We start from the raw sequence: 18,246 nt of genomic DNA on the forward strand, positions 1-18,246 counted from the left end.
GAACCCGGCGAGACGCCGGCCATGACCTATTTCGTCATCGATTACATAGCGACCCGCCCGGACGGAGGGCCGGTGCGCGAGAGCGTTCATTGCGCCTATATGCGCGACACCGGCGAAGCCACGCCGCACCTTATCCTGTCAGAGCCGGCCTAGCGCTGACCCTGAAAGCGGAACCGCTGATTGGAAAGCGCTTCATTCGCCCTTGTCGAACGCGGCGATACGCGCCTGGACACTAGGTGGCGCACTCGCCTCCTCGCCAGGCACAATGCCCGCCCGCTTGTTGGTGACCGGCTTGAGCAGCATGACCGCGCCCCAGATCAGATAGCCGAGCCCCGCCAGCGGCAGGATGATGGCGAGGATGTAGAAAAAGGGCGCTCCATTCATCGCGATGGCCATGACGACCGCAAAGCCGATCAGCATGCCAATCCCGATTGCAAACTTTTTCACGACCTTCTTTCGCCAGTCGGCCCACATGGTGGCGCTGGCTTTCCCGCATCTTGGGCAAGGAACGAGGTCCGTCCCGAAATCGATCGCCCGGCGCATTGCGCTTTCGAACCGGACCGGATCGTCCTCGCGCACCTCGACCAGGTCGAAATAATAATAGCCCGTCCCGCACGATGTGCATTGTGTCGAGCGCCGGACATCCCCTTTCCAGACCTGACCCATTTTATGCCTTCCAACCCCTTGTAAAGCCGGAAGTATCGGTGGTTGTGACCATAAATCAACACGAAACTGAATAGCCTGCGCCGGAGGCTGGTCTTGCGAGGCCCGCCTTGCACAGGACTGGACTTACCGGTGATCCAACGCAAACTGGTTCGTGGCAAACAAGAGGACCCGTCCGCCTCGGTGAAGGCGGAGTGAACTCTTGCAATGGCATGTTTGATATTTGCTGGCCGGGGCCGGCGAATTCAGCAAGGGTCAAATGGCGGAGAGGGAGGGATTCGAACCCTCGGTACCCGCAAAGGCACAACGGTTTTCGAGACCGCCCCGATCGACCACTCCGGCACCTCTCCGCAACGGCGCGGAACCTAACCGCAAGCCACACGGCCCGCAAGCGGCGATTACGCCTGTTTTTCACACCTCGAGCACGGGCCCCCAAAAGCCCGCCACACGCGGCGCATGAGAATCATTTGCAGCGACCACCTCGACAAGCGGGCGCCCCCGGATCAAGCTTCAAGCCATCAATCCTAGGGGGAATACCAATGATCACCAAAAACATCGTGCAGGCTGGCTTTGCCTGTCTGTTTCTCGGCCTCGCGGCCTGTGCCACCGCGGATGCGGACAATACCAGCCGCGCCGAACTGGCAGAGGCAGGCATCGTCAGCGGCGTAACCGAAGACGGCGTCGCCGTTCGCTGCGAGCGCATCCGGGTCACCGGCTCGCGCCAGACACAGCGCATCTGCCTTCCTGAAAGCCGCTGGGAACAGCGCGAACAGGACGCGCAGATCATTACCGAAGATGCCGCCCGTGGCAGCAGCGTGGTCAACTCGCCGTCCGAATACACGACGTCGGGCGGAACCGGCCGGAACTAGGCGGCAGTCCTGATACAAGCCTGTATTTGCGGCCCATGGGCGCGTGCCAGATTGACTCGCTCGCGCCCATGCGTATAAGTCCGCCGCTCTGATGTCCGCCTCACGTCCGTGAGCGCGGGCATTTGTTGTGACAACGCCATCTTGCAAAGAAGCTGGCGAAGAAAAAGGGCAAGGCTTCCGGATGGTCCGGGAGATCTGGCCGGATCGAAAGGTAACAGACACATGTACGCGGTAATCAAGACCGGCGGGAAGCAGTACAAGGTTGCCGAAGGCGACCGTCTCGTCGTGGAAAAAATCGAAGGCGAAGCCGGCGACCAGATCGTCTTCGGCGAAGTCATGATGCTGGGCGGCGAAAGCGGTGTGACCGTGGGCAGCCCCTTCATCGACGGTGCGCAAGTGATCGGCGAGCTGGTCGAACTGCGCAAGGGCGAGAAGGTCATCATCTTCAAGAAGCGCCGCCGCCAGAATTACCGCCGCACCAAGGGCCACCGCCAGTGGGAAGCCTTCGTCTCGATCTCCGAGATCGTGATGCCGGGCGCCAAGCCGAAAACGGCTGCGAAGGCGAAAGCCAAGCCGGCTGCCAAGGCCGAGGAAGCGCCTGCAAAGGCTGAAAAGCCCGCTGCCAAGGCTGCTCCGAAAGCGAAAGCTGCCAAGGGCGACGACCTGACCCAGCTGAACGGCGTCGGCCCCGCCTACGCCAAGAAGCTCAACGAAGCCGGCATCACCAGCTTTGCGCAAGTCGCCGCCTGGAAGGCAGCTGACCTTGAAGCGCTGGACGCCGACATCCCGGGCATCAAGGCCAAGGCCGAAAGCGGTGACTGGGTGAAGCAGGCCAAGGAACTGGCGAAGGGCTAGTCCCGTACCGCCCTTCGACACGAACAGGATTTGAGGAGAGCACACAATGGCTCACAAAAAGGCAGGCGGTTCATCCCGCAACGGACGCGACAGTGAGGGCCGGCGCCTTGGCGTCAAGAAGGCTGGCGGTCAGGCCGTCATCCCGGGCAATATCATCATTCGTCAGCGCGGCACGAAATACTATCCGGGCGCCAATGTCGGCATGGGCAAGGATCACACCCTGTTCGCCCTGACCGAAGGCAAGGTGGAGTTCCGACGCAAGAAGGACGACCGCATGTATGTGTCGGTCGCCCCGCTCAGCGAAGCTGCCGAATAGGGCATTCTCAGACAGACCAGTCCGGGATCGCCCTTCTCTCGAAGAAACGGTGATCCCGCGCAGCGACACGCTGCAAGGCTCTTCAAAGGGGAGCGGGGATCACCCCGCTCCCCTTTCCCGTTCTGGCCGCACCCTTTGGCGGCAACGGGCCGGAGACCGCCATGCACGGCTCTGATACTGTGATCGACTGGACCCGGCCCCTGAATGGCGAGCGGGTGATGCTGCGCCTCCTCAAGCTGGAGGATTCGGGCTGGATCTCGCACGGCACCACCAACCGCAAGGTCACCGACATGACCGGGCGCATTCCCTATCCGAACCCGCCTCTGGGCGCGGAGCTTTACGTGCTTACCTGCCAGGCCGCCGAGGCCAATCGCGGTGATCGCGTACGCGCCATCATCCGCAAGGCTGACGGGGCGGGCATGGGCATGATCGGCCTGCATCCGCGAAAGGATGGCGCGGTGGAGTTCGGCTACTGGCTGGGAGAGCCCTATTGGGGCCAGGGCTATGCGACCGAGGCGGCGAAACTGCTGCTCGATGCCGCTGATGCGGACGGCATCGCGCCCATCGTGGCCGGTCACTATGCCGACAATCCCGCCTCGGGCCGCGTTCTGGAAAAGATGGGCTTTGCCTATACCGGCGAAGTGCCGCGCGCGTTTTCCTCCGGTCGGCTGGCCAGCGCCCCCTGCCCGCGCATGCTGCGCCGGCAGGGGTGAGGCGGGTCAGCGCCGGGTCCAGTTACGCTCCATCACGGTCGCGTATTCGGTGAAGGTGATCACACCGTCTCCGTCGAGGTCGAGGTGTTCGAACATCTGTTCGTCATGCCGCGTCCTGTTGGCCCATACGTTCTGGGAATCCGGGCGGGGATTAGCGCGGGCGACGGTTACAAACTCCGGCGCACAGATGCGCACATGGTCTGGCGTGTCTTCATTGAAGGTAGACGGGTCCAGCGCCTGTTGCTCGCGTTCGGGTTCGCCTTCGCGAAAATTGGCAAGGCTTTGGGCAGACAGATCGAGATCTTCCTGCGTGATAACGCCATCTCCATTGCTGTCGAATGCGGCATCGAAAGCGCCCCGCGTCATGCGTAACATTACTGCGCCAAACTCTCCGGGCGTGACAACGCTATCATTGTCCGCATCCCACAGATTGAAACGCTGGGTGTTCGCAATGAGATGCCTGTCTTCTACTGCCCGCCAGCATTCCTCGCTGATAAGCTCCGGATGTCTGAACATCACGTCAGCCGGACCCCCATTATGGCCGACGAAAAGGCCGAATACCGATCCCATGCGGCCGGCACGATTGGGGACGTCTTCTCCATCGGCAATCGCACGGACCGAATTCAAGGCCCGCAAATACTCGTGCAAGGTCAGGCGGCCATCAGAATTGAGGTCGTAATAATCGAACTCGGCAATGGCGTAGGGACGATCCGCGCCGGGCAGGCGGTCGGCGGACTGGACGGCAAAGACGAGCGCCAGGCTCGCGGCTAGGGCTGAATTGGGCATTAGACGGCTCCATCGGCTGGGCGCGATCCGCCGGTTGCGGACAAAATGCGCCATGGCTTCACGAAGCACTCCGCTGGCGGGCCGTCCTTCCTGTTCGCAGGCGTCCAGAAAGGCAGTCTTGTCTTCGGTGGCGACACGAAACTCGATCGTTCCGGTCTTCTTCGCAGGCCGTTTGCGGGGTGCGCGTTCATCCATGCTGGACCCTTCCTTGCGATGATTTCACGCCCTTTCATGTCCCGGCGGGGCGGAATTAGTGCCCCGGCAGGGCGCCGGACAGTCAGAGAAGCGCCCCGGCAGGCAGGCGGCAAGCGCGAAACAGGTCCAGACAGCCTGCCTTGCGTGTGGGGACATGGCCAAGCAGGCTGTAATCAGCGGCGGAAGCGTCTATAGACGCATCCGAAATTCCCATACCTCCGGCCAGACGGGCCGGTATTCAGGCGGCAGCGTTCATGAAGTTTCTCGACCAGGTCAAAGTCTACATCGCATCGGGCCATGGCGGGCCGGGCTGTGTCTCGTTCCGGCGCGAGAAATATGTCGAGTTCGGCGGGCCGGATGGCGGCGATGGCGGCAAGGGCGGCGATGTCTGGGCCGAGGCGGTCGACGGGCTCAACACGCTGATCGACTATCGCTACCAGCAACACTTCAAGGCGCAGCGCGGCATTAATGGCGCAGGCGAGAACCGCACCGGACCGGCGGGCGAGGACGTCATCCTGAAAGTGCCGGTCGGCACTCAGATCCTCGACGAGAACAACGAGGAAGTGCTGGCCGACATGACCGAGGCGGGCATGCGCGTGCTGCTGGCGCGCGGCGGACGGGGCGGCAAGGGCAATGCCCATTTCAAGACCTCACGCCAGCAGGCGCCCCGCCACGCCCAGACCGGCGAGGATGGAGAAGAGCGCTGGCTGTGGCTGCGCCTGAAACTCATCGCTGATGCCGGCCTGATCGGTTTGCCGAATGCGGGCAAGTCCACCTTTCTCTCCGCATGCAGCCGGGCGAACCCGAAGATTGCGGCCTATCCCTTCACCACGCTGCACCCCAATCTGGGTGTGGTCGATACAGGCGAGGGCAAGCGCTTCGTGCTCGCCGACATTCCCGGCCTCATTGAAGGGGCGCATGAGGGGGCAGGCATTGGCGACCGCTTCCTTGGCCATATCGAGCGCTGCGCAACGCTGGTCCATCTGGTCGATGCGGGCGGGGAAGACCCGCTTGGCGCCTATGCAATCGTGCGCGGCGAGCTGGAGGCCTATGGCGCGGGCCTGATCGACAAGCCGGAGCTTCTGGTGCTCTCCAAGATGGAGACAGTCAGCGCAGAGCGCCTTGAAGAGCTCAAGGCCGCCTTCGCAGAGGAAGGCCACGAGGACATTTCGGTTGTCTCCGCCGTGACGGGCGAGAACATGCGCGGGCTTCTCTACCGCATCGAAGGCGAGATCGAGGGGCGGCGCGCCGCCGACAAGGCAGAGGCCGAGCGTCTGGCGCGCGGCGAAGAGGATACCGGCTGGACGCCATGACCGCGCCCGCCTGCCCGTCTCCGCGCCCCTTCGCCGCCGCCAAGAACGGGCTGTTGCAGCCCGGCATGGTCGTCGGGCTCTATGGCGGCAGCTTCGATCCGCCCCATGCCGGCCATCGCCATGTCGCACTGACCGCTCAAAAGCGGCTGGGGCTGGATGCCGTCTGGTGGCTGGTAGCACCCCACAATCCGCTCAAAACCCATGTCCCTGGCGAACTGCAAGCGCGGGTGGAGGCCATTTCCGCCCTGATCCCTGAACCCGGTCATGTCGTGAGCACGATCGAGGACCGGCTCGGCACCCGCTATACAATCGACATCATCCGCTATCTGACAGACCGTTTCCCGGGCGTGCGCTTTGTCTGGATCATGGGCGCGGACAGCCTTGGCAGCTTCCACCGCTGGGGCGAGTGGCGCGAGATCGCGGCGCGCGTGCCGATCTGCGTCATCGCCCGCGGCGGCATGCCCCTGAAATGGCGCCTTGGGCGCGCGGCCCGGACGCTTGCGCCTTACCGGGTTGCCGCCTCGCAGGCCCGGACGCTCGTCCGGCGTGGCGCGCCGGGGTGGACATATATCACCGCACCCCTACATGCTGAGGCGTCTTCGGATCTCCGCCGGGGTCTGTAGCGTTCCCCCTCGAAGCAGCCGCCTGTCAGAGACATGACCCAGATCAGCCCGAATGCCGGCAGCCCTGCCGGCCTGTCCTTTTTTGAGGACATGCATCCGCCCGCGGCCGATTTCCGCGCGGACATACTCGCCGGGCTTTCCAAGCCGCAAAAGGCCCTGCCGCCGAAATACTATTATGACGAGGAAGGCTCACGCCTGTTCGATGCCATCACCGAGCAGCCCGAATACTATGTGACGGGGACCGAGCTGGAGCTTCTCAAATCCGTTGGCGGCGACTTGCGCGCGCTCGCCGGCAAGGGCGCGCTCGTGCTGGAGCCGGGCGCCGGGTCGAGCGTGAAGATCCGCACGCTGCTTGATGCGCTCGATGCCCCGTCAGGCTATGTCGGCATGGATATTTCCGGCGATCATGTGCGCAGTGCTTGCGAGGCGCTGGCGGCGGACTATCCCGGGCTCGAAGTTGGCGCCCTTTGCCATGACTTCACCCAGAGCCTCGATATTGATGCCCTGCCGCTATCGGATGCGACGCGCGCCGGACGGCGCATCGTGTTCTTCCCCGGCTCTACCATTGGCAATTTCGAACTGATCGACGCGCTCGGCCTTCTGAAGACCTTGCGCGGCTGGCTCAGGGCCGGCGATGCACTGCTGATCGGCACCGACATGCGAAAGGCCGCTTCGACACTGGAAGCGGCCTATGATGACGCGGCGGGCGTGACGGCCGCCTTCAATCTGAATCTGGTCGCGCGCATCAATCGCGAGCTGGACGGCACGCTGGACCCTGATGCGCTTGAGTATCGCGCCTTCTGGAACCCCTACCGGTCACGGGTGGAAATGTATCTGGTGGCGCTGCATGACATGGCCTTCGAGGTGGCAGGCCAGCGCTTCATGATCCGGCAGAACGAGACCATCCACATGGAAAACTCGCACAAATTCACGGTCGACACCTTCGCCGACCTTGCCGCCAAGGCGGGTCTTGAGCGGCGCAAGTCCTGGGTGTCGGATGGTGAAGCCTTTTCCATGCACTGGCTCGAACCGGCGGCCAAAGCGTGCTAGTGTTGTCCGGTACGTACCCTACATTTCCACAGGAGCTCCGGCACTGCCCGTCGAACGCCAACGCAATGATACTGCGCCCGCTCCGGTAACCGTCACAGGTGGCCGCGAGCAAAGTGATACCCTTGAAGCCCTCATCGTCAAAACCCTCGACGACGACAAGGCCGAGGACATCGTCTCCATTGACCTGACCGGCAAGTCGCCTGTCACCGATTTCGTCGTCATCGCCAGCGGCCGCTCCAACCGGCATGTGGGCGCACTGGCGGACCATCTCCTGCAGGCTCTCAAGGAGCACGGCAATGTCACCCCCAAGGTGGAAGGCCTCCAGGCCGCCGACTGGGTGCTGATCGATGCCGGCGATGTGATTGTCCACCTGTTCCGTCCGGAAGTGCGCAGCTTCTACGATCTTGAGAAGATGTGGGGCGGGGCGCCGGAAACGGCGGCCTGACGGCGCTTGCGCATCGAAGTCCGCGCCATTTCCCGGATCAAGCCGGGACCGGAGCGCACCCTCATCGACACCTATCTGGAGCGCGCCAATCATCATGGCCGGGCAACCGGCCTTGGTCCGTTTACCGAGCGCGAATTTGATACCCGGACGCTTTCAAACGCCACCGCAGAGACACGCGCCCTGGTGGACGGCCTTGGCTCTGCGCCCGTGATCGCTCTGGATGAGCGCGGCAAGGCCATGGATTCGCGAGAATTCTCCGAAATGCTGGGCCGGGAGCGGGATTCCGGCCAGCGCGACATGTGCTTCCTGATTGGCGGCGCGGACGGATTCGACCATGGCGAGCTGCCTGCCGGTGTGCGCCTCCTCTCGTTTGGAAAGATGGTCTGGCCGCACAAGCTGGTGCGGGTCATGCTGGCGGAACAGCTCTACCGCGCCGCTGCCCTTCTTGGCGGCGCGCCCTATCACCGCGACTGACACGGCCCTGATGATCCCGCTCTTCCTCGCTCTTGCACTGGTGCAAACCCCGCCCGACCGGGAAGAGATCGAGGCGATGGAGGAAACCGCGCGCGAGACCAGGGAGATCAGCGAAGCTCGCGAGGCAGAAGCCGACGCCCTTCAACGCGAGATTGCCGAGCTTCAGGCCCGCCTGGTCGAGGCGGGCGCACGCGTTCAGGCGCGCGAACTGGAAGCCGGAGAGGCTGAGGCGCGCTTAGAGACGCTCGAAAGCGAGGAAGCCGCGCTGCGCGAACGCCTCGCCGCAGAAAGGGCAAGCCTTGCCGAGGTTCTGGCCGCCTTGCAGAGGCTGGAGCTGAATGCGCCGCCTGCGCTTGCGGTGACCCCCGATGATGCCAGCGAGGCGGCGCGGGCGGCGGGTCTGCTCTCGGCCATCGCGCCCGAACTTGAAAGGCGGGCCTCTGCCTTGCGCGCGGACATCGAAGCCCTCACCGCCCTGCGTGAGGAGCTTGCCGGTCAGCGCGAGACGGTGGACGCAGCGCAGAGCGCGCTTGCCGGTGTACGCGCCGAGGTCGAGCGGCTGATCGCGGAACGCCGGACGGCTGAGCGTGCCTTGCGCGAGGAAGCCGACAATCTGGCCCGGCAGGCGAGCCGAATGGCCGCCGAGGCACAATCCCTGCGCCAGCTCTGGGAAGAGATCACCCAGCTTGCCGAGATCATGCCGCGCCTTTCCCCGCGCCGCGCCCTGAGAGCCGAAATGATGGCCAACACAGCCTTGCTGGATGGCGAGACCTTGCTGTCTGCCCTTCCGGTTGAAGCGGCCTCGGCTACGCCCGGATTTGGTGACATGCGCGGGCGGCTGCGCCCGCCCGTGGAAGGACGCCTTTCCAGCCGTGCCGGAGAGCCGGGACCGGACGGGATAAGACGGGAAGGCTTGTGGCTGGAAGCACGCAGCGGCGGCCAGGTGACAGCGCCATTTGACGGCATGGTGGTTTTTGCCGGACCATTCCAGAGCTTTGACGCGGTCATCATGATCAACACGGCGGATGGCTACACGCTCATCCTTGGCGGAATTGGCCTGCTTTATGCTGAGGAAGGCCAGAGTGTGCTGGCGGGAGAACCGGTGGGACTCATGCCGGAGCGTGAAATTCCCGTGCCGCACCTATATTATGAGGTGCGACGTGGTACAGGAAATGTGGAAAATCCGGAAAACTGGCTGAGGCCGGAATTCCGCGGACGCTGACAGACAGGACATCGACATGCGCTTGCATATCATCGCCTCGGCCATCGCCTTCGGGATTGGTGCTGCCGCGCTGGCCGTCTCCTCGCAAGGTGACGAGCGTGAGCGCGATGCGACCTTTCGGCAGCTGGAACTGTTTGGCGACATATTGAGCCGCATCGAGTCCGATTACGTCAGCGATCCCGATCAGGCCGAACTGATTGAGGCGGCCATCAATGGCATGCTGGGCTCGCTGGACCCGCACTCGGCCTACCTCAATCCCGAAGCCTTCAGCGACATGCAAGTCTCTACGCGGGGCGAGTATGGCGGGCTGGGTATCGAGGTGACGCAGCGCGACGACTTCGTCACGGTCGTCTCCCCGATTGCCGAAACACCCGCAGACCGCGCCGGCATCGAGCCGGAGGACCGGATCATCGCTGTTGAAGGCGAGTCCATGATCGGCGCCGGCATTGACGTGGCCGTCGAGCGCATGCGCGGTCCGGCCGGCGAGCCTGTGACCATCACAATCGCCCGCGACGGGGTCGAACCTTTTGATGTGACCATCGTGCGTGCCATCATCGAGGTGCGCTCGGTGATCCACCGCATGGAAGAGGACAACATCCCCTATTTGCGCATCACGACCTTCAACGAGCACACGACCGAGGCAACGATGCGCGCGCTTGATGATCTGCGCGAAGCCAATGGCGGGCCGCTTCCGGGCCTGATCCTCGATCTGCGTTCCAATCCGGGCGGGTTGCTGGACCAGTCGGTCTCGGTGTCCGACCTGTTCCTGAGCGGCGGCGAGGTGGTGTCGACGCGCGGACGCGATCCGCGCAACACCTACCGCTTCAATGCCCGCCCCGGCGACGTGCTGGACGGCGCGCCTATCGTGGTGCTGATCAATGCCGGTTCTGCGAGCGCCTCCGAAATCGTCGCCGGTGCACTGCGCGACCGTGAACGCGCGGTGCTGATGGGCACGAACAGCTTCGGCAAGGGCTCCATGCAGACCGTCATCCCCTTGCGTGGCGGACGTGACGGCGCATTGCGCCTGACGACCGCGCGCTATTACACGCCCTCCGGAACCTCGATCCAGGCAACCGGTCTGGAACCGGACATTGCGGTTGCCTTCCGCCGTCCGCGCGAGGGCGAGGTGGGGCGTTTCAGCGAGGCCAGCCTGCGCAATGCCCTGACCAACGAGACCGGCGCCGAACGCCAGGAAGCGGCAGATGTCGAGCTGCCGCCGGAGGACTGGCCCGAGGATGAGGACTACCAGCTTCATCGTGCCATCGAGCAACTCAACAGCATGATGACCCGGCAGGAAGCCCGCGCAGACATCCCTGTCCGCCAGTAACGGGCGGCAAGGTGCCGGCTATCCGGCAAGGACTGACAGGCGATTAACCTTTCCTTACCCCGGTTCACCCGATGGTGCTGGCGTGTACGCGTGCGCGTGGGGCTTTCTGCCTCTGCGCGCACGCTTCAACCCGTTCAGGCTTCACCGGACTGACATGCCCGCCCGCCAGACCCATGACACCCCGCCCTTGCGCAATCCGCTGATCGCGGCCCTTTGCCTGTTCGTGGTGATGGGCGCGGCGGCGGCAGCGATCATCTTTCTGGCGCCCCAGCGCGAGCCGGATATTGCCGCACGCATGGCACTCGTCCTGCCTGAAGGCGAAGAACAAGTAATCGAGGTAGCCGAAGCCGTCGATGCCACCCCTGTAATCTTCGCGGAAGGTGAAGACGACGAGACCGTCTCCTTGCCAGGAGTGAGCGAAACTGAAGACGCGCTCGGCGGCGAAGTTCAGCCGCCGCCAGGCAGCAACGCCGCACGGGCCCTCGCCGCGCAGCGCGCTGCCAACGTGCCTTATCCGGGACTTTACGAAGACGGACCGGGCGGCCCCCTGCCCGTCATTGCCGATGATGGACGGCGCCCGTCCAGCGCCTATGCCCGCGCCTTCCAGCCTTCACCGGATCTGGCGCCTATTTCCATCATTGTCGGCGGACTGGGGGTAAGCGAATCCCTCACCCAGTCAGCCATCGACACCTTGCCGCCCGAAGTGACCCTTTCTTTCGTGCCCTATGCACGCGATCTGCAAAGCTGGATCAACCGCGCCCGCGCTGCCGGTCACGAGGTGATGATCGAACTGCCCATGGAGCCGTTCGACTATCCCAATAACGATCCCGGCCCCCACACCCTGCTCAGCGATGCCAGCCCGGCAGAGAACGAGCGCCGCCTTCACTGGCTGCTGTCGCGTGCGTCAGGGTATTTCGGGGTAACCAACTATCTCGGTGCCCGCTTCAGCGGGTCGCAGGCCGCGCTGTCGCGTGTCTATGGCGAGCTGGAATTGCGCGGCCTTGCCATCTTCCATGACGGCGCTGGCCGGCCGGGCGCAGCCCAGTCCGCTGCAGCGAGCGCCGGCGCTTCGGTGGCTGTGGCAGACCGCGTACTGGACGCCGACCCCAGCGAGCGGGCCATTGATGACCGGCTTCTGGAGCTCGAGGCGCTCGCCATCCAGAACGGCCATGCGCTGGGTTCGGGCTTTGCCTATCCGGTCACTGTCGGTGCCCTGCAGGACTGGGCCGAAGGGCTGGAGCGGCGCGGCTACCAGCTAGCGCCTGCCTCGCACGTTGCGGCGCTGCGATCCGGCCGGGCTGACCCTGACTCATGATCGAACAACCCACGACACAGGCCGAGCTTGCGGCCTACCGGCCCAATGCCGGCATCGTCCTCTTCAACCGGGAGGGGCTGACCTGGATCGGCAAACGCTTTCAGGAAACCGGTCCCTGGGTCTGGCAATGGCCACAAGGCGGCATGGATGCCGGCGAGGACCCTCAGGAAGCAGCCTTGCGCGAGCTCTACGAGGAAACGGGCATCCGGGCCGATCAGGTGCAGGTGCTCGCGAGCATTGATCACTGGCTCGCTTACGATTTTCCGCCCGACATTCTGGCACGCCGCAAGAAGAACTGGAAAGGCCAGCGCCAGCGCTGGTTTGCCATGCGCTTTTTGGGCTCGGACGCCGATTTCGACCTGAAGGCCGTGCCACCACAGGAATTCGAGACCTTCCGGTGGGCGCCCCTGAATGAGGTGCCAGGACTGATCATCCCATGGAAGAGGCCGGTTTACGAGGAAGTGGCGAAAGCCTTCGCGCCCTTTGCAAACCCCTGACAGCATACAAAAAAGCTCCCGCGATATTCGCAGGAGCCTTTTCAAATCTTTCCGGCCTGAATTGCCAGCCTAGTGGGCAGAGACGCTCATGGCAGCCTGCATGGCCTCGATCTTGGCGATCTCGGCTTCGGCACGCTCGCGAGCGCCCTCATCAGCGGCATCCTTGGCCTGCAGCTTCGCCTCTTCCAGCCGGTTACGCAGATCAGCTGCGTCGAGCGTCGCCAGATCGGCCGTTTCTTCGGCGAGGATGGTCAGGCCTTGCGGAGTAACCTCGGCAAACCCGCCATGGATGAAGATCCGGCGGACCGAACCGTCATTATGCACCTCGATTGCGCCGGTGCGGATCGTGGCCATGAAGGGCGCATGAGCGGGCAGCACGCCGAAATCGCCTTCGGTGCCCGGCACGACGACCATGTCGACCGGACCGGAGAACACACGGGCCTCAGGCGAAACCAGATCGAATTGCAGCTTGTCAGCCATCGTTTTCCTCGGTCATTGCCGGGCCTTGTGCCTGCCGCCTGAACCGCCGCGCCGAACGCGGCCGGGAGCAGTGGCGCAAGGCCCGCAAATGCTCAGCTTGCCTTAGGCGGCCTCGGCGGCCAGCTTCTGGGCCTTTTTCACGGCGTCCTCGATCGTGCCCACCATGTAGAAGGCCGGCTCCGGCAGATGGTCGTACTCGCCATCGCAGATCGCCTTGAAGCCTTTCACGGTTTCCTCGACCGGCACCTGGATGCCCGGGCTGCCGGTGAAGACTTCGGCCACGTCGAAGGGCTGGCTCAGGAAGCGTTCGATCTTGCGGGCGCGGGCGACGGTGAGCTTGTCGTCTTCGGACAGCTCGTCCATGCCCAGGATCGCGATGATGTCCTGGAGCGCCTTGTAGCGTTGCAGGATTTCCTGCACGCGGCGGGCGGTCTGGTAGTGCTCTTCACCCACGATGCGCGGCTCAAGGATGCGCGAGGTGGAGTCGAGCGGGTCCACGGCCGGGTAGATGCCCTTTTCCGAGATGGCGCGGTTGAGAACCGTCGTCGCATCAAGGTGGGAGAAGGTCGTGGCCGGTGCCGGGTCGGTCAGGTCGTCGGCGGGCACGTAAACGGCCTGCACCGACGTGATCGAGCCCTTCTTCGTCGAGGTGATGCGCTCCTGAAGGGCGCCCATGTCGGTCGACAGGGTCGGCTGGTAGCCCACCGCCGACGGAATGCGGCCCAGAAGCGCCGACACTTCGGCGCCCGCTTGCGTGAAGCGGAAGATATTGTCGACGAAGAACAGAACGTCCTTGCCTTCCTCGTCGCGGAAGTATTCCGCCTGGGCGAGGCCGGACAGCGCCACACGGGCACGCGCGCCGGGCGGTTCGTTCATCTGGCCGAACACCAGGGCGCAGCGCGAGCCTTCGGTCGAGCCGTTGTTTTCCTTCGGGTCCTTGTTCACGCCGGACTCGATCATCTCCCAGTAAAGGTCGTTACCTTCACGGGTGCGCTCGCCGACACCGGCAAACACGGAGTAGCCGCCGAACAGCTTGGCGATGTTGTTGATCAGTTCCTGGATGAGCACGGTCTTGCCGACGCCGGCGCCGCCGAAGAGGCCGATCTTGCCGCCTTTGGCGTACGGGCAGAGCAGGTCGATGACCTTGATGCCTGTGGGCAGGATTTCGGCTTCGGTCGACTGCTCGTCGAATTCCGGGGCGGAGCGGTGGATCGGCGCGCGCTTTTCAAACACGACATCGCCAGCCTCGTCGATCGGCTCGCCCGTGACGTTCAGGATGCGGCCCAGCGTGCCCGGACCGACCGGAACCGTGATGGGCGAGCCCAGATCGGTCACTTCACCGCCGCGCTGCAGGCCTTCGGTGGCGTCCATGGCGATGGTGCGAACCATGTTCTCGCCAAGGTGCTGGGCCACTTCCAGAACCAGCTTCTGGTCACCATTCATGGTTTCCAGCGCGTTCAGGATCGGCGGCAGGCCACCTTCGAACTTCACGTCGACGACGGCGCCCGTCACCTGTGCGATACGGCCCTTGAGATTGCTCATGATCGTCTCAGCCTCTTTTACCGGTTCCCCAGCGTCTTGCGGGGACGTTCTCTAATGTCTGGATCCGCTGGCCCTAGACCGCCTCGGCCCCGGAGATGATCTCCGTGAGCTCGGTGGTGATCTTGGCCTGGCGGGTGCGGTTGTACTGCAGGTTCAGCTTGTTGATGAGCTCGCCGGCATTGCGCGTGGCGTTGTCCATCGCAGCCATGCGCGCGCCCATCTCGCCAGCAGCGTTCTCCAGCAGGGCGGAGAGCACAACCGTATCGACATAGCGCGGCAGCAGGGCGGTGAGGATGGCTTCCTCATCGGGTTCATATTCGTAGATGGCTCCGCCAAGGTCCGGGGCGGGCGCATCAGGATCAATGGCTTCACGCGCCGGGATCAGCGTGCGGGCCTTGGGCTTCTGGCTGATGACCGAGACAAACTCGGAGCTGACCAGCTCGCAGACATCAAACCCGCCTGCATCGAAGAGCTTGCGCACCTCATCGCCGACGCGCGCGGCGAGAGCGGCGAAGGTCGGCGCCTCTTTCAGCTCGATGGACGTGATGATGCGTTCCCGGTGCAGGCGCTTCAGGGCGTCAAAGCCTTTCTTGCCTACCGTCATGATCTTCACGTTCTTGCCTTCGCTGACGAGCGTGGCGACACGCTCGCGCGCCAGACGGGCAATATTGGTGTTGAAACCGCCACACAGGCCACGATCAGCGCTGAGCACGAGGAGCAGAACCGTGTCGGACTGGCCGGTTCCGGTCAGCAGGCGGGGCGTTTCCGGCCCGGCCACCACGCCATTGGCGAGATTGGCCATGACTTGCGCCATTTTCTGGGCATAGGGACGCGCAGCCTGGGCGCTGTCCTGGGCCCGACGCAGTTTCGCCGCGGCCACCATCTGCATGGCCTTGGTGATCTTCTGCGTGGATTTCACTGAAGAAATCCGGTTCCTGAGGTCCTTAAGGCTTGCCATCTCGTATCGCTACTCCCGATCCGTCATGTCAGTTCAGGGCCTGGAAGACTGCGCCGCCGATCTGCGTTCCGAACGCGAATATCAGCGCCGCGAGGAGGAAGATGGCCAGCACGGTCAGCGCGTTGCGCTCATGCGGCTTCAACTTCGACAGCCAGTCCTTGAAGTTACCTGTCATGATGGGTGGTTTCGATGCTCCCTCGTGTGAAGGTTAGAGGCTTCAGTGGCTAGGCCGCGAACCGGGCAAGGAACGCCTCGAGCGTCTTGACCAGCTCGGCCTCGGACGCGTCGGAGAGTTTCTGCTCGGAACGGACCGCTTCGAGAAGCTTGGCCTTGTCAGCGTGCAGGTGCTGCAGGAACTCGGCTTCAAAGCGGCCAATGTCGCGCGTGGCAATCTTGTCAAGATAGCCGCGCGTACCGGCGAAGATCACGCACACCTGCTCCTGCATGGAGAGCGGCGAGAATTGCGGCTGCTTGAGAAGCTCGGTCAGGCGCTCGCCGCGGGCCAGCAGGCGCTGGGTCGCTGCGTCGAGGTCGGAACCGAACTGCGCGAAGGCGGCCATCTCGCGATACTGCGCGAGCTCGCCCTTCATCTTGCCAGCGACCTGCTTCATGGCCTTGGTCTGCGCGGCGGAACCGACGCGGCTGACCGACAGACCGACGTTCACCGCCGGACGGATACCGGCGTTGAACAGGTTGGTTTCGAGGAAGATCTGGCCGTCCGTGATCGAGATCACGTTGGTCGGGATGTAGGCCGACACGTCGTTGGCCTGCGTCTCGATGACCGGCAGCGCGGTGAGCGAGCCCGAACCATGGCTCTCATTGAGCTTGGCGGCACGCTCCAGCAGGCGGGAGTGCAGGTAGAACACGTCGCCCGGATAGGCTTCACGGCCCGGCGGGCGGCGCAGCAGCAGCGACATCTGCCGGTAGGCGACGGCCTGCTTGGACAGGTCATCATACACGATGAGGGCGTGCATGCCGTTATCGCGGAAGTACTCGCCCATGGCGCAGGCGGTGAACGGCGCTAGGAACTGCATCGGGGCCGGATCGGACGCGGTCGCGGCAACGACGATGGAGTATTCCATCGCGCCGTTTTCCTCGAGCGTTTTCACGATCTGGGCGACGGTGGAGCGCTTCTGGCCGATGGCGACGTAGACGCAGTAGAGCTTCTTGCTCTCGTCATCGCCTTCGTTGATCTGCTTCTGGTTCAGGATCGTGTCGAGCGCGATCGCGGTCTTGCCGGTCTGGCGGTCACCGATGATCAGCTCGCGCTGGCCACGGCCAACCGGGATCATGGCGTCGATGGCCTTGATGCCCGTCGCCATCGGCTCGTGCACAGATTTACGCGGCAGGATGCCCGGCGCCTTCACGTCGACGCGGCGGCGCTCTGCGACGTCTTTGATCGGACCCTTGCCGTCAATCGGCTCGCCCAGAGCGTTGACGACGCGGCCCAGCAGGCCCTTGCCGACGGGGGCGTCAACGATGGAGCCCAGACGCTTGACGGTGTCGCCTTCCTTGATGCCCCGGTCTTCACCGAAGATCACGCAGCCGACATTGTCGCTTTCCAGGTTCAGGGCCATGCCCTTGATCCCGCCCGGGAACTCCACGAGCTCACCGGCGCGCACCTCGTCGAGACCGTAGACCCGCGCAATACCGTCACCGACGGAAAGCACCTGGCCGACGTCGGACACGTCCGCTTCCGCACCGTAGTTCTTGATCTGATCCTTGAGGATCGCAGAAATTTCTGCTGCCCGGATGTCCATGGCGGTTCTCAAGCCTCTTTCATCGCCTGTTTCACGCCGTCCAGCTTGGTCCGGAGTGAAGAATCGAACATGCGCGAACCCACCTTCACAGTGAGCCCGCCGATGAGTTCCGGCCGAACCTCGGCACGGACTTCAACCTCCCGCCCGAGGGCGGTTTTCAGTGCAGCCGTCAGCTCCTTGAGCTGAGTGGCCGTCAGCGCGTCAGCGCTTGCAATGTCTGCGGTGACAGCACCGCGATGCTCGGCTGCGAGCGCTGCAAAGGCAGCCGTCATTGCCGGCAGGTCGCCGGCACGGCCGTTGCGCGCCACGACACCGATGAACTTGGTGCCGAGCGGGGACAGTTTCAGGGATTTGGCAAGGGCAGTCAGCGCCTTGACCTTTTCGTCCACCTTGTGGACGGGGCTTGCAACTGCACGGACAAGCTCGCCCGACTCGGCAAACGCCTCGCCAAGAGCCGCCATGTCAGCCTCGGCCTTCGCCAGCGCCTTGGTTTCAAGGGCCAGATCGAACAGCGCGCGCGCATAGCGCTGCGCGGCTTCGTTTGAAATTGCGTTACCGGCGCTGGTCACCGTTTTTCGCCCGCTCTCTTCTCTGTGGTGAGTGCCAAAACGGGTCCGGTCAAAAAGATCAGGCCCAAGCACTTGAGATATTGAGGTTTTTTGTGAGCCCGCCTTGACAGTGCAAGGACGGTCCCGTTCAGTCCGGCGCCCACCTAGCACAAGGGTTTGAGGGCGGCAACCTGCCCGCGCGCAATAGGCGCATGCGAGGCATCAGGAAATCGCGTTTCAGCTGGTCTGACGGGCGTGGAGCACGCGCAAAAGCCAGTGGCGGGATGAGCGCCGG

General features: G+C 63.8%; 21 protein-coding genes and 1 tRNA gene. 13 read left to right on the forward strand and 9 right to left on the reverse strand.

Annotated features, from left to right (window positions below):
• Positions 1-192: 192 nt before the first annotated feature.
• Both ACTS2Z_RS01830 and ACTS2Z_RS01835 read right to left on the reverse strand, forming a co-directional pair.
• A complete protein-coding gene (locus tag ACTS2Z_RS01830; protein WP_442571531.1) occupies positions 193-666 on the reverse strand; it encodes a hypothetical protein in 474 nt (157 codons plus the stop codon).
• Positions 667-923: 257 nt separating this feature from the next.
• A tRNA-Ser gene (locus ACTS2Z_RS01835) sits at positions 924-1,013 on the reverse strand.
• A 189-nt stretch (positions 1,014-1,202) separates the two neighbouring features.
• Between ACTS2Z_RS01835 and ACTS2Z_RS01840 the strand changes: the two genes are divergently transcribed.
• The 4 genes from ACTS2Z_RS01840 (at position 1,203) to ACTS2Z_RS01855 (ending at position 3,416) form a co-directional block, all read left to right on the forward strand.
• A complete protein-coding gene (locus tag ACTS2Z_RS01840; protein WP_442571532.1) occupies positions 1,203-1,532 on the forward strand; it encodes a hypothetical protein in 330 nt (109 codons plus the stop codon).
• Between the two features lie 222 nt (positions 1,533-1,754).
• Entirely contained in the window at positions 1,755-2,387 is a 633-nt protein-coding gene (locus ACTS2Z_RS01845; protein WP_442571533.1) for a 50S ribosomal protein L21, read from the forward strand.
• 46 nt (positions 2,388-2,433) lie between these two features.
• A complete protein-coding gene (rpmA, locus tag ACTS2Z_RS01850) occupies positions 2,434-2,703 on the forward strand; it encodes a 50S ribosomal protein L27 (RefSeq protein ID WP_442571534.1) in 270 nt (89 codons plus the stop codon).
• A 161-nt stretch (positions 2,704-2,864) separates the two neighbouring features.
• On the forward strand, positions 2,865-3,416 hold the full coding sequence (locus ACTS2Z_RS01855; RefSeq protein WP_442571535.1) for a GNAT family N-acetyltransferase: 552 nt from the start codon (positions 2,865-2,867) through the stop codon (positions 3,414-3,416).
• Positions 3,417-3,422: 6 nt separating this feature from the next.
• Here ACTS2Z_RS01855 and ACTS2Z_RS01860 read toward each other — a convergent pair whose 3' ends face one another.
• Entirely contained in the window at positions 3,423-4,397 is a 975-nt protein-coding gene (locus ACTS2Z_RS01860; RefSeq protein WP_442571536.1) for an EF-hand domain-containing protein, read from the reverse strand.
• Between the two features lie 254 nt (positions 4,398-4,651).
• On the opposite strand from ACTS2Z_RS01860, the gene obgE reads away from it, so the two are divergent.
• The 9 genes from obgE to ACTS2Z_RS01905 all read left to right on the forward strand — a co-directional run bounded on the left by obgE (position 4,652) and on the right by ACTS2Z_RS01905 (position 12,663).
• Positions 4,652-5,710: a GTPase ObgE gene (gene obgE, locus ACTS2Z_RS01865; protein WP_442571537.1), complete on the forward strand. Its 1,059-nt coding sequence runs from the start codon at positions 4,652-4,654 to the stop codon at positions 5,708-5,710.
• On the forward strand, positions 5,707-6,333 hold the full coding sequence (locus tag ACTS2Z_RS01870) for a nicotinate-nucleotide adenylyltransferase (protein ID WP_442571538.1): 627 nt from the start codon (positions 5,707-5,709) through the stop codon (positions 6,331-6,333). The genes obgE and ACTS2Z_RS01870 overlap by 4 nt, the downstream gene beginning before the upstream one ends.
• A 33-nt stretch (positions 6,334-6,366) precedes the next feature.
• On the forward strand, positions 6,367-7,383 hold the full coding sequence (gene egtD / locus ACTS2Z_RS01875; protein WP_442571539.1) for an L-histidine N(alpha)-methyltransferase: 1,017 nt from the start codon (positions 6,367-6,369) through the stop codon (positions 7,381-7,383).
• Between the two features lie 133 nt (positions 7,384-7,516).
• Positions 7,517-7,828, forward strand: coding sequence for a ribosome silencing factor (gene rsfS / locus ACTS2Z_RS01880; protein WP_442571551.1), 312 nt, complete (start codon positions 7,517-7,519; stop codon positions 7,826-7,828).
• A gap of 6 nt (positions 7,829-7,834) precedes the next feature.
• Positions 7,835-8,302, forward strand: coding sequence for a 23S rRNA (pseudouridine(1915)-N(3))-methyltransferase RlmH (locus tag ACTS2Z_RS01885; protein WP_442571540.1), 468 nt, complete (start codon positions 7,835-7,837; stop codon positions 8,300-8,302).
• Between the two features lie 10 nt (positions 8,303-8,312).
• A complete protein-coding gene (locus tag ACTS2Z_RS01890) occupies positions 8,313-9,524 on the forward strand; it encodes a murein hydrolase activator EnvC family protein (protein ID WP_442571541.1) in 1,212 nt (403 codons plus the stop codon).
• A gap of 16 nt (positions 9,525-9,540) precedes the next feature.
• A complete protein-coding gene (locus tag ACTS2Z_RS01895) occupies positions 9,541-10,851 on the forward strand; it encodes a S41 family peptidase (RefSeq protein ID WP_442571542.1) in 1,311 nt (436 codons plus the stop codon).
• 154 nt (positions 10,852-11,005) lie between these two features.
• The gene (locus ACTS2Z_RS01900) at positions 11,006-12,166 is read left to right on the forward strand and encodes a divergent polysaccharide deacetylase family protein (RefSeq protein WP_442571543.1); all 1,161 of its coding nucleotides are present in this window, start codon (positions 11,006-11,008) and stop codon (positions 12,164-12,166) included.
• Positions 12,163-12,663 carry an RNA pyrophosphohydrolase gene (locus ACTS2Z_RS01905; protein ID WP_442571544.1) on the forward strand — a complete coding sequence of 167 codons (501 nt, stop codon included), beginning with the start codon at positions 12,163-12,165 and terminating at the stop codon, positions 12,661-12,663. The genes ACTS2Z_RS01900 and ACTS2Z_RS01905 overlap by 4 nt, the downstream gene beginning before the upstream one ends.
• Positions 12,664-12,732: 69 nt before the next feature.
• Here ACTS2Z_RS01905 and ACTS2Z_RS01910 read toward each other — a convergent pair whose 3' ends face one another.
• The 6 genes from ACTS2Z_RS01910 to ACTS2Z_RS01935 all read right to left on the reverse strand — a co-directional run bounded on the left by ACTS2Z_RS01910 (position 12,733) and on the right by ACTS2Z_RS01935 (position 17,972).
• Positions 12,733-13,143, reverse strand: coding sequence for a F0F1 ATP synthase subunit epsilon (locus tag ACTS2Z_RS01910; protein WP_442571545.1), 411 nt, complete (start codon positions 13,141-13,143; stop codon positions 12,733-12,735).
• Positions 13,144-13,245: 102 nt separating this feature from the next.
• A complete protein-coding gene (atpD, locus tag ACTS2Z_RS01915) occupies positions 13,246-14,685 on the reverse strand; it encodes a F0F1 ATP synthase subunit beta (RefSeq protein ID WP_442571546.1) in 1,440 nt (479 codons plus the stop codon).
• Positions 14,686-14,758: 73 nt separating this feature from the next.
• Positions 14,759-15,643 carry a F0F1 ATP synthase subunit gamma gene (locus ACTS2Z_RS01920; RefSeq protein ID WP_442571547.1) on the reverse strand — a complete coding sequence of 295 codons (885 nt, stop codon included), beginning with the start codon at positions 15,641-15,643 and terminating at the stop codon, positions 14,759-14,761.
• A gap of 28 nt (positions 15,644-15,671) precedes the next feature.
• The gene (locus ACTS2Z_RS01925; RefSeq protein WP_442571548.1) at positions 15,672-15,818 is read right to left on the reverse strand and encodes a hypothetical protein; all 147 of its coding nucleotides are present in this window, start codon (positions 15,816-15,818) and stop codon (positions 15,672-15,674) included.
• Positions 15,819-15,867: 49 nt separating this feature from the next.
• Complete coding sequence (atpA, locus tag ACTS2Z_RS01930) at positions 15,868-17,403, reverse strand: F0F1 ATP synthase subunit alpha (protein ID WP_442571549.1); 1,536 nt, start codon at positions 17,401-17,403, stop codon at positions 15,868-15,870.
• 8 nt (positions 17,404-17,411) lie between these two features.
• Positions 17,412-17,972 (reverse strand): F0F1 ATP synthase subunit delta, encoded by a 561-nt coding sequence (locus tag ACTS2Z_RS01935; protein ID WP_442571550.1) that lies wholly within the window; start codon positions 17,970-17,972, stop codon positions 17,412-17,414.
• Positions 17,973-18,246: the final 274 nt, after the last annotated feature.

The organism is Glycocaulis sp. (assembly GCF_052168375.1).
In the GTDB taxonomy this organism is placed as follows: Bacteria; Pseudomonadota; Alphaproteobacteria; order Caulobacterales; family Maricaulaceae; genus Glycocaulis.

Bases quoted from the DNA above. Each gene is read 5' to 3' on its own strand.
- ACTS2Z_RS01830 (WP_442571531.1), bottom strand. From the start codon at position 666: ATGGGTCAGGTCTGGAAAGGGGATGTCCGGCGCTCGACACAATGCACA.
- ACTS2Z_RS01840 (WP_442571532.1), top strand. From the start codon at position 1,203: ATGATCACCAAAAACATCGTGCAGGCTGGCTTTGCCTGTCTGTTTCTC.
- ACTS2Z_RS01845 (WP_442571533.1), top strand. From the start codon at position 1,755: ATGTACGCGGTAATCAAGACCGGCGGGAAGCAGTACAAGGTTGCCGAA.
- rpmA (WP_442571534.1), top strand. From the start codon at position 2,434: ATGGCTCACAAAAAGGCAGGCGGTTCATCCCGCAACGGACGCGACAGT.
- ACTS2Z_RS01855 (WP_442571535.1), top strand. From the start codon at position 2,865: ATGCACGGCTCTGATACTGTGATCGACTGGACCCGGCCCCTGAATGGC.
- ACTS2Z_RS01860 (WP_442571536.1), bottom strand. From the start codon at position 4,397: ATGGATGAACGCGCACCCCGCAAACGGCCTGCGAAGAAGACCGGAACG.
- obgE (WP_442571537.1), top strand. From the start codon at position 4,652: ATGAAGTTTCTCGACCAGGTCAAAGTCTACATCGCATCGGGCCATGGC.
- ACTS2Z_RS01870 (WP_442571538.1), top strand. From the start codon at position 5,707: ATGACCGCGCCCGCCTGCCCGTCTCCGCGCCCCTTCGCCGCCGCCAAG.
- egtD (WP_442571539.1), top strand. From the start codon at position 6,367: ATGACCCAGATCAGCCCGAATGCCGGCAGCCCTGCCGGCCTGTCCTTT.
- ACTS2Z_RS01890 (WP_442571541.1), top strand. From the start codon at position 8,313: ATGATCCCGCTCTTCCTCGCTCTTGCACTGGTGCAAACCCCGCCCGAC.
- ACTS2Z_RS01895 (WP_442571542.1), top strand. From the start codon at position 9,541: ATGCGCTTGCATATCATCGCCTCGGCCATCGCCTTCGGGATTGGTGCT.
- ACTS2Z_RS01900 (WP_442571543.1), top strand. From the start codon at position 11,006: ATGCCCGCCCGCCAGACCCATGACACCCCGCCCTTGCGCAATCCGCTG.
- ACTS2Z_RS01905 (WP_442571544.1), top strand. From the start codon at position 12,163: ATGATCGAACAACCCACGACACAGGCCGAGCTTGCGGCCTACCGGCCC.
- ACTS2Z_RS01910 (WP_442571545.1), bottom strand. From the start codon at position 13,143: ATGGCTGACAAGCTGCAATTCGATCTGGTTTCGCCTGAGGCCCGTGTG.
- atpD (WP_442571546.1), bottom strand. From the start codon at position 14,685: ATGAGCAATCTCAAGGGCCGTATCGCACAGGTGACGGGCGCCGTCGTC.
- ACTS2Z_RS01920 (WP_442571547.1), bottom strand. From the start codon at position 15,643: ATGGCAAGCCTTAAGGACCTCAGGAACCGGATTTCTTCAGTGAAATCC.
- ACTS2Z_RS01925 (WP_442571548.1), bottom strand. From the start codon at position 15,818: ATGACAGGTAACTTCAAGGACTGGCTGTCGAAGTTGAAGCCGCATGAG.
- atpA (WP_442571549.1), bottom strand. From the start codon at position 17,403: ATGGACATCCGGGCAGCAGAAATTTCTGCGATCCTCAAGGATCAGATC.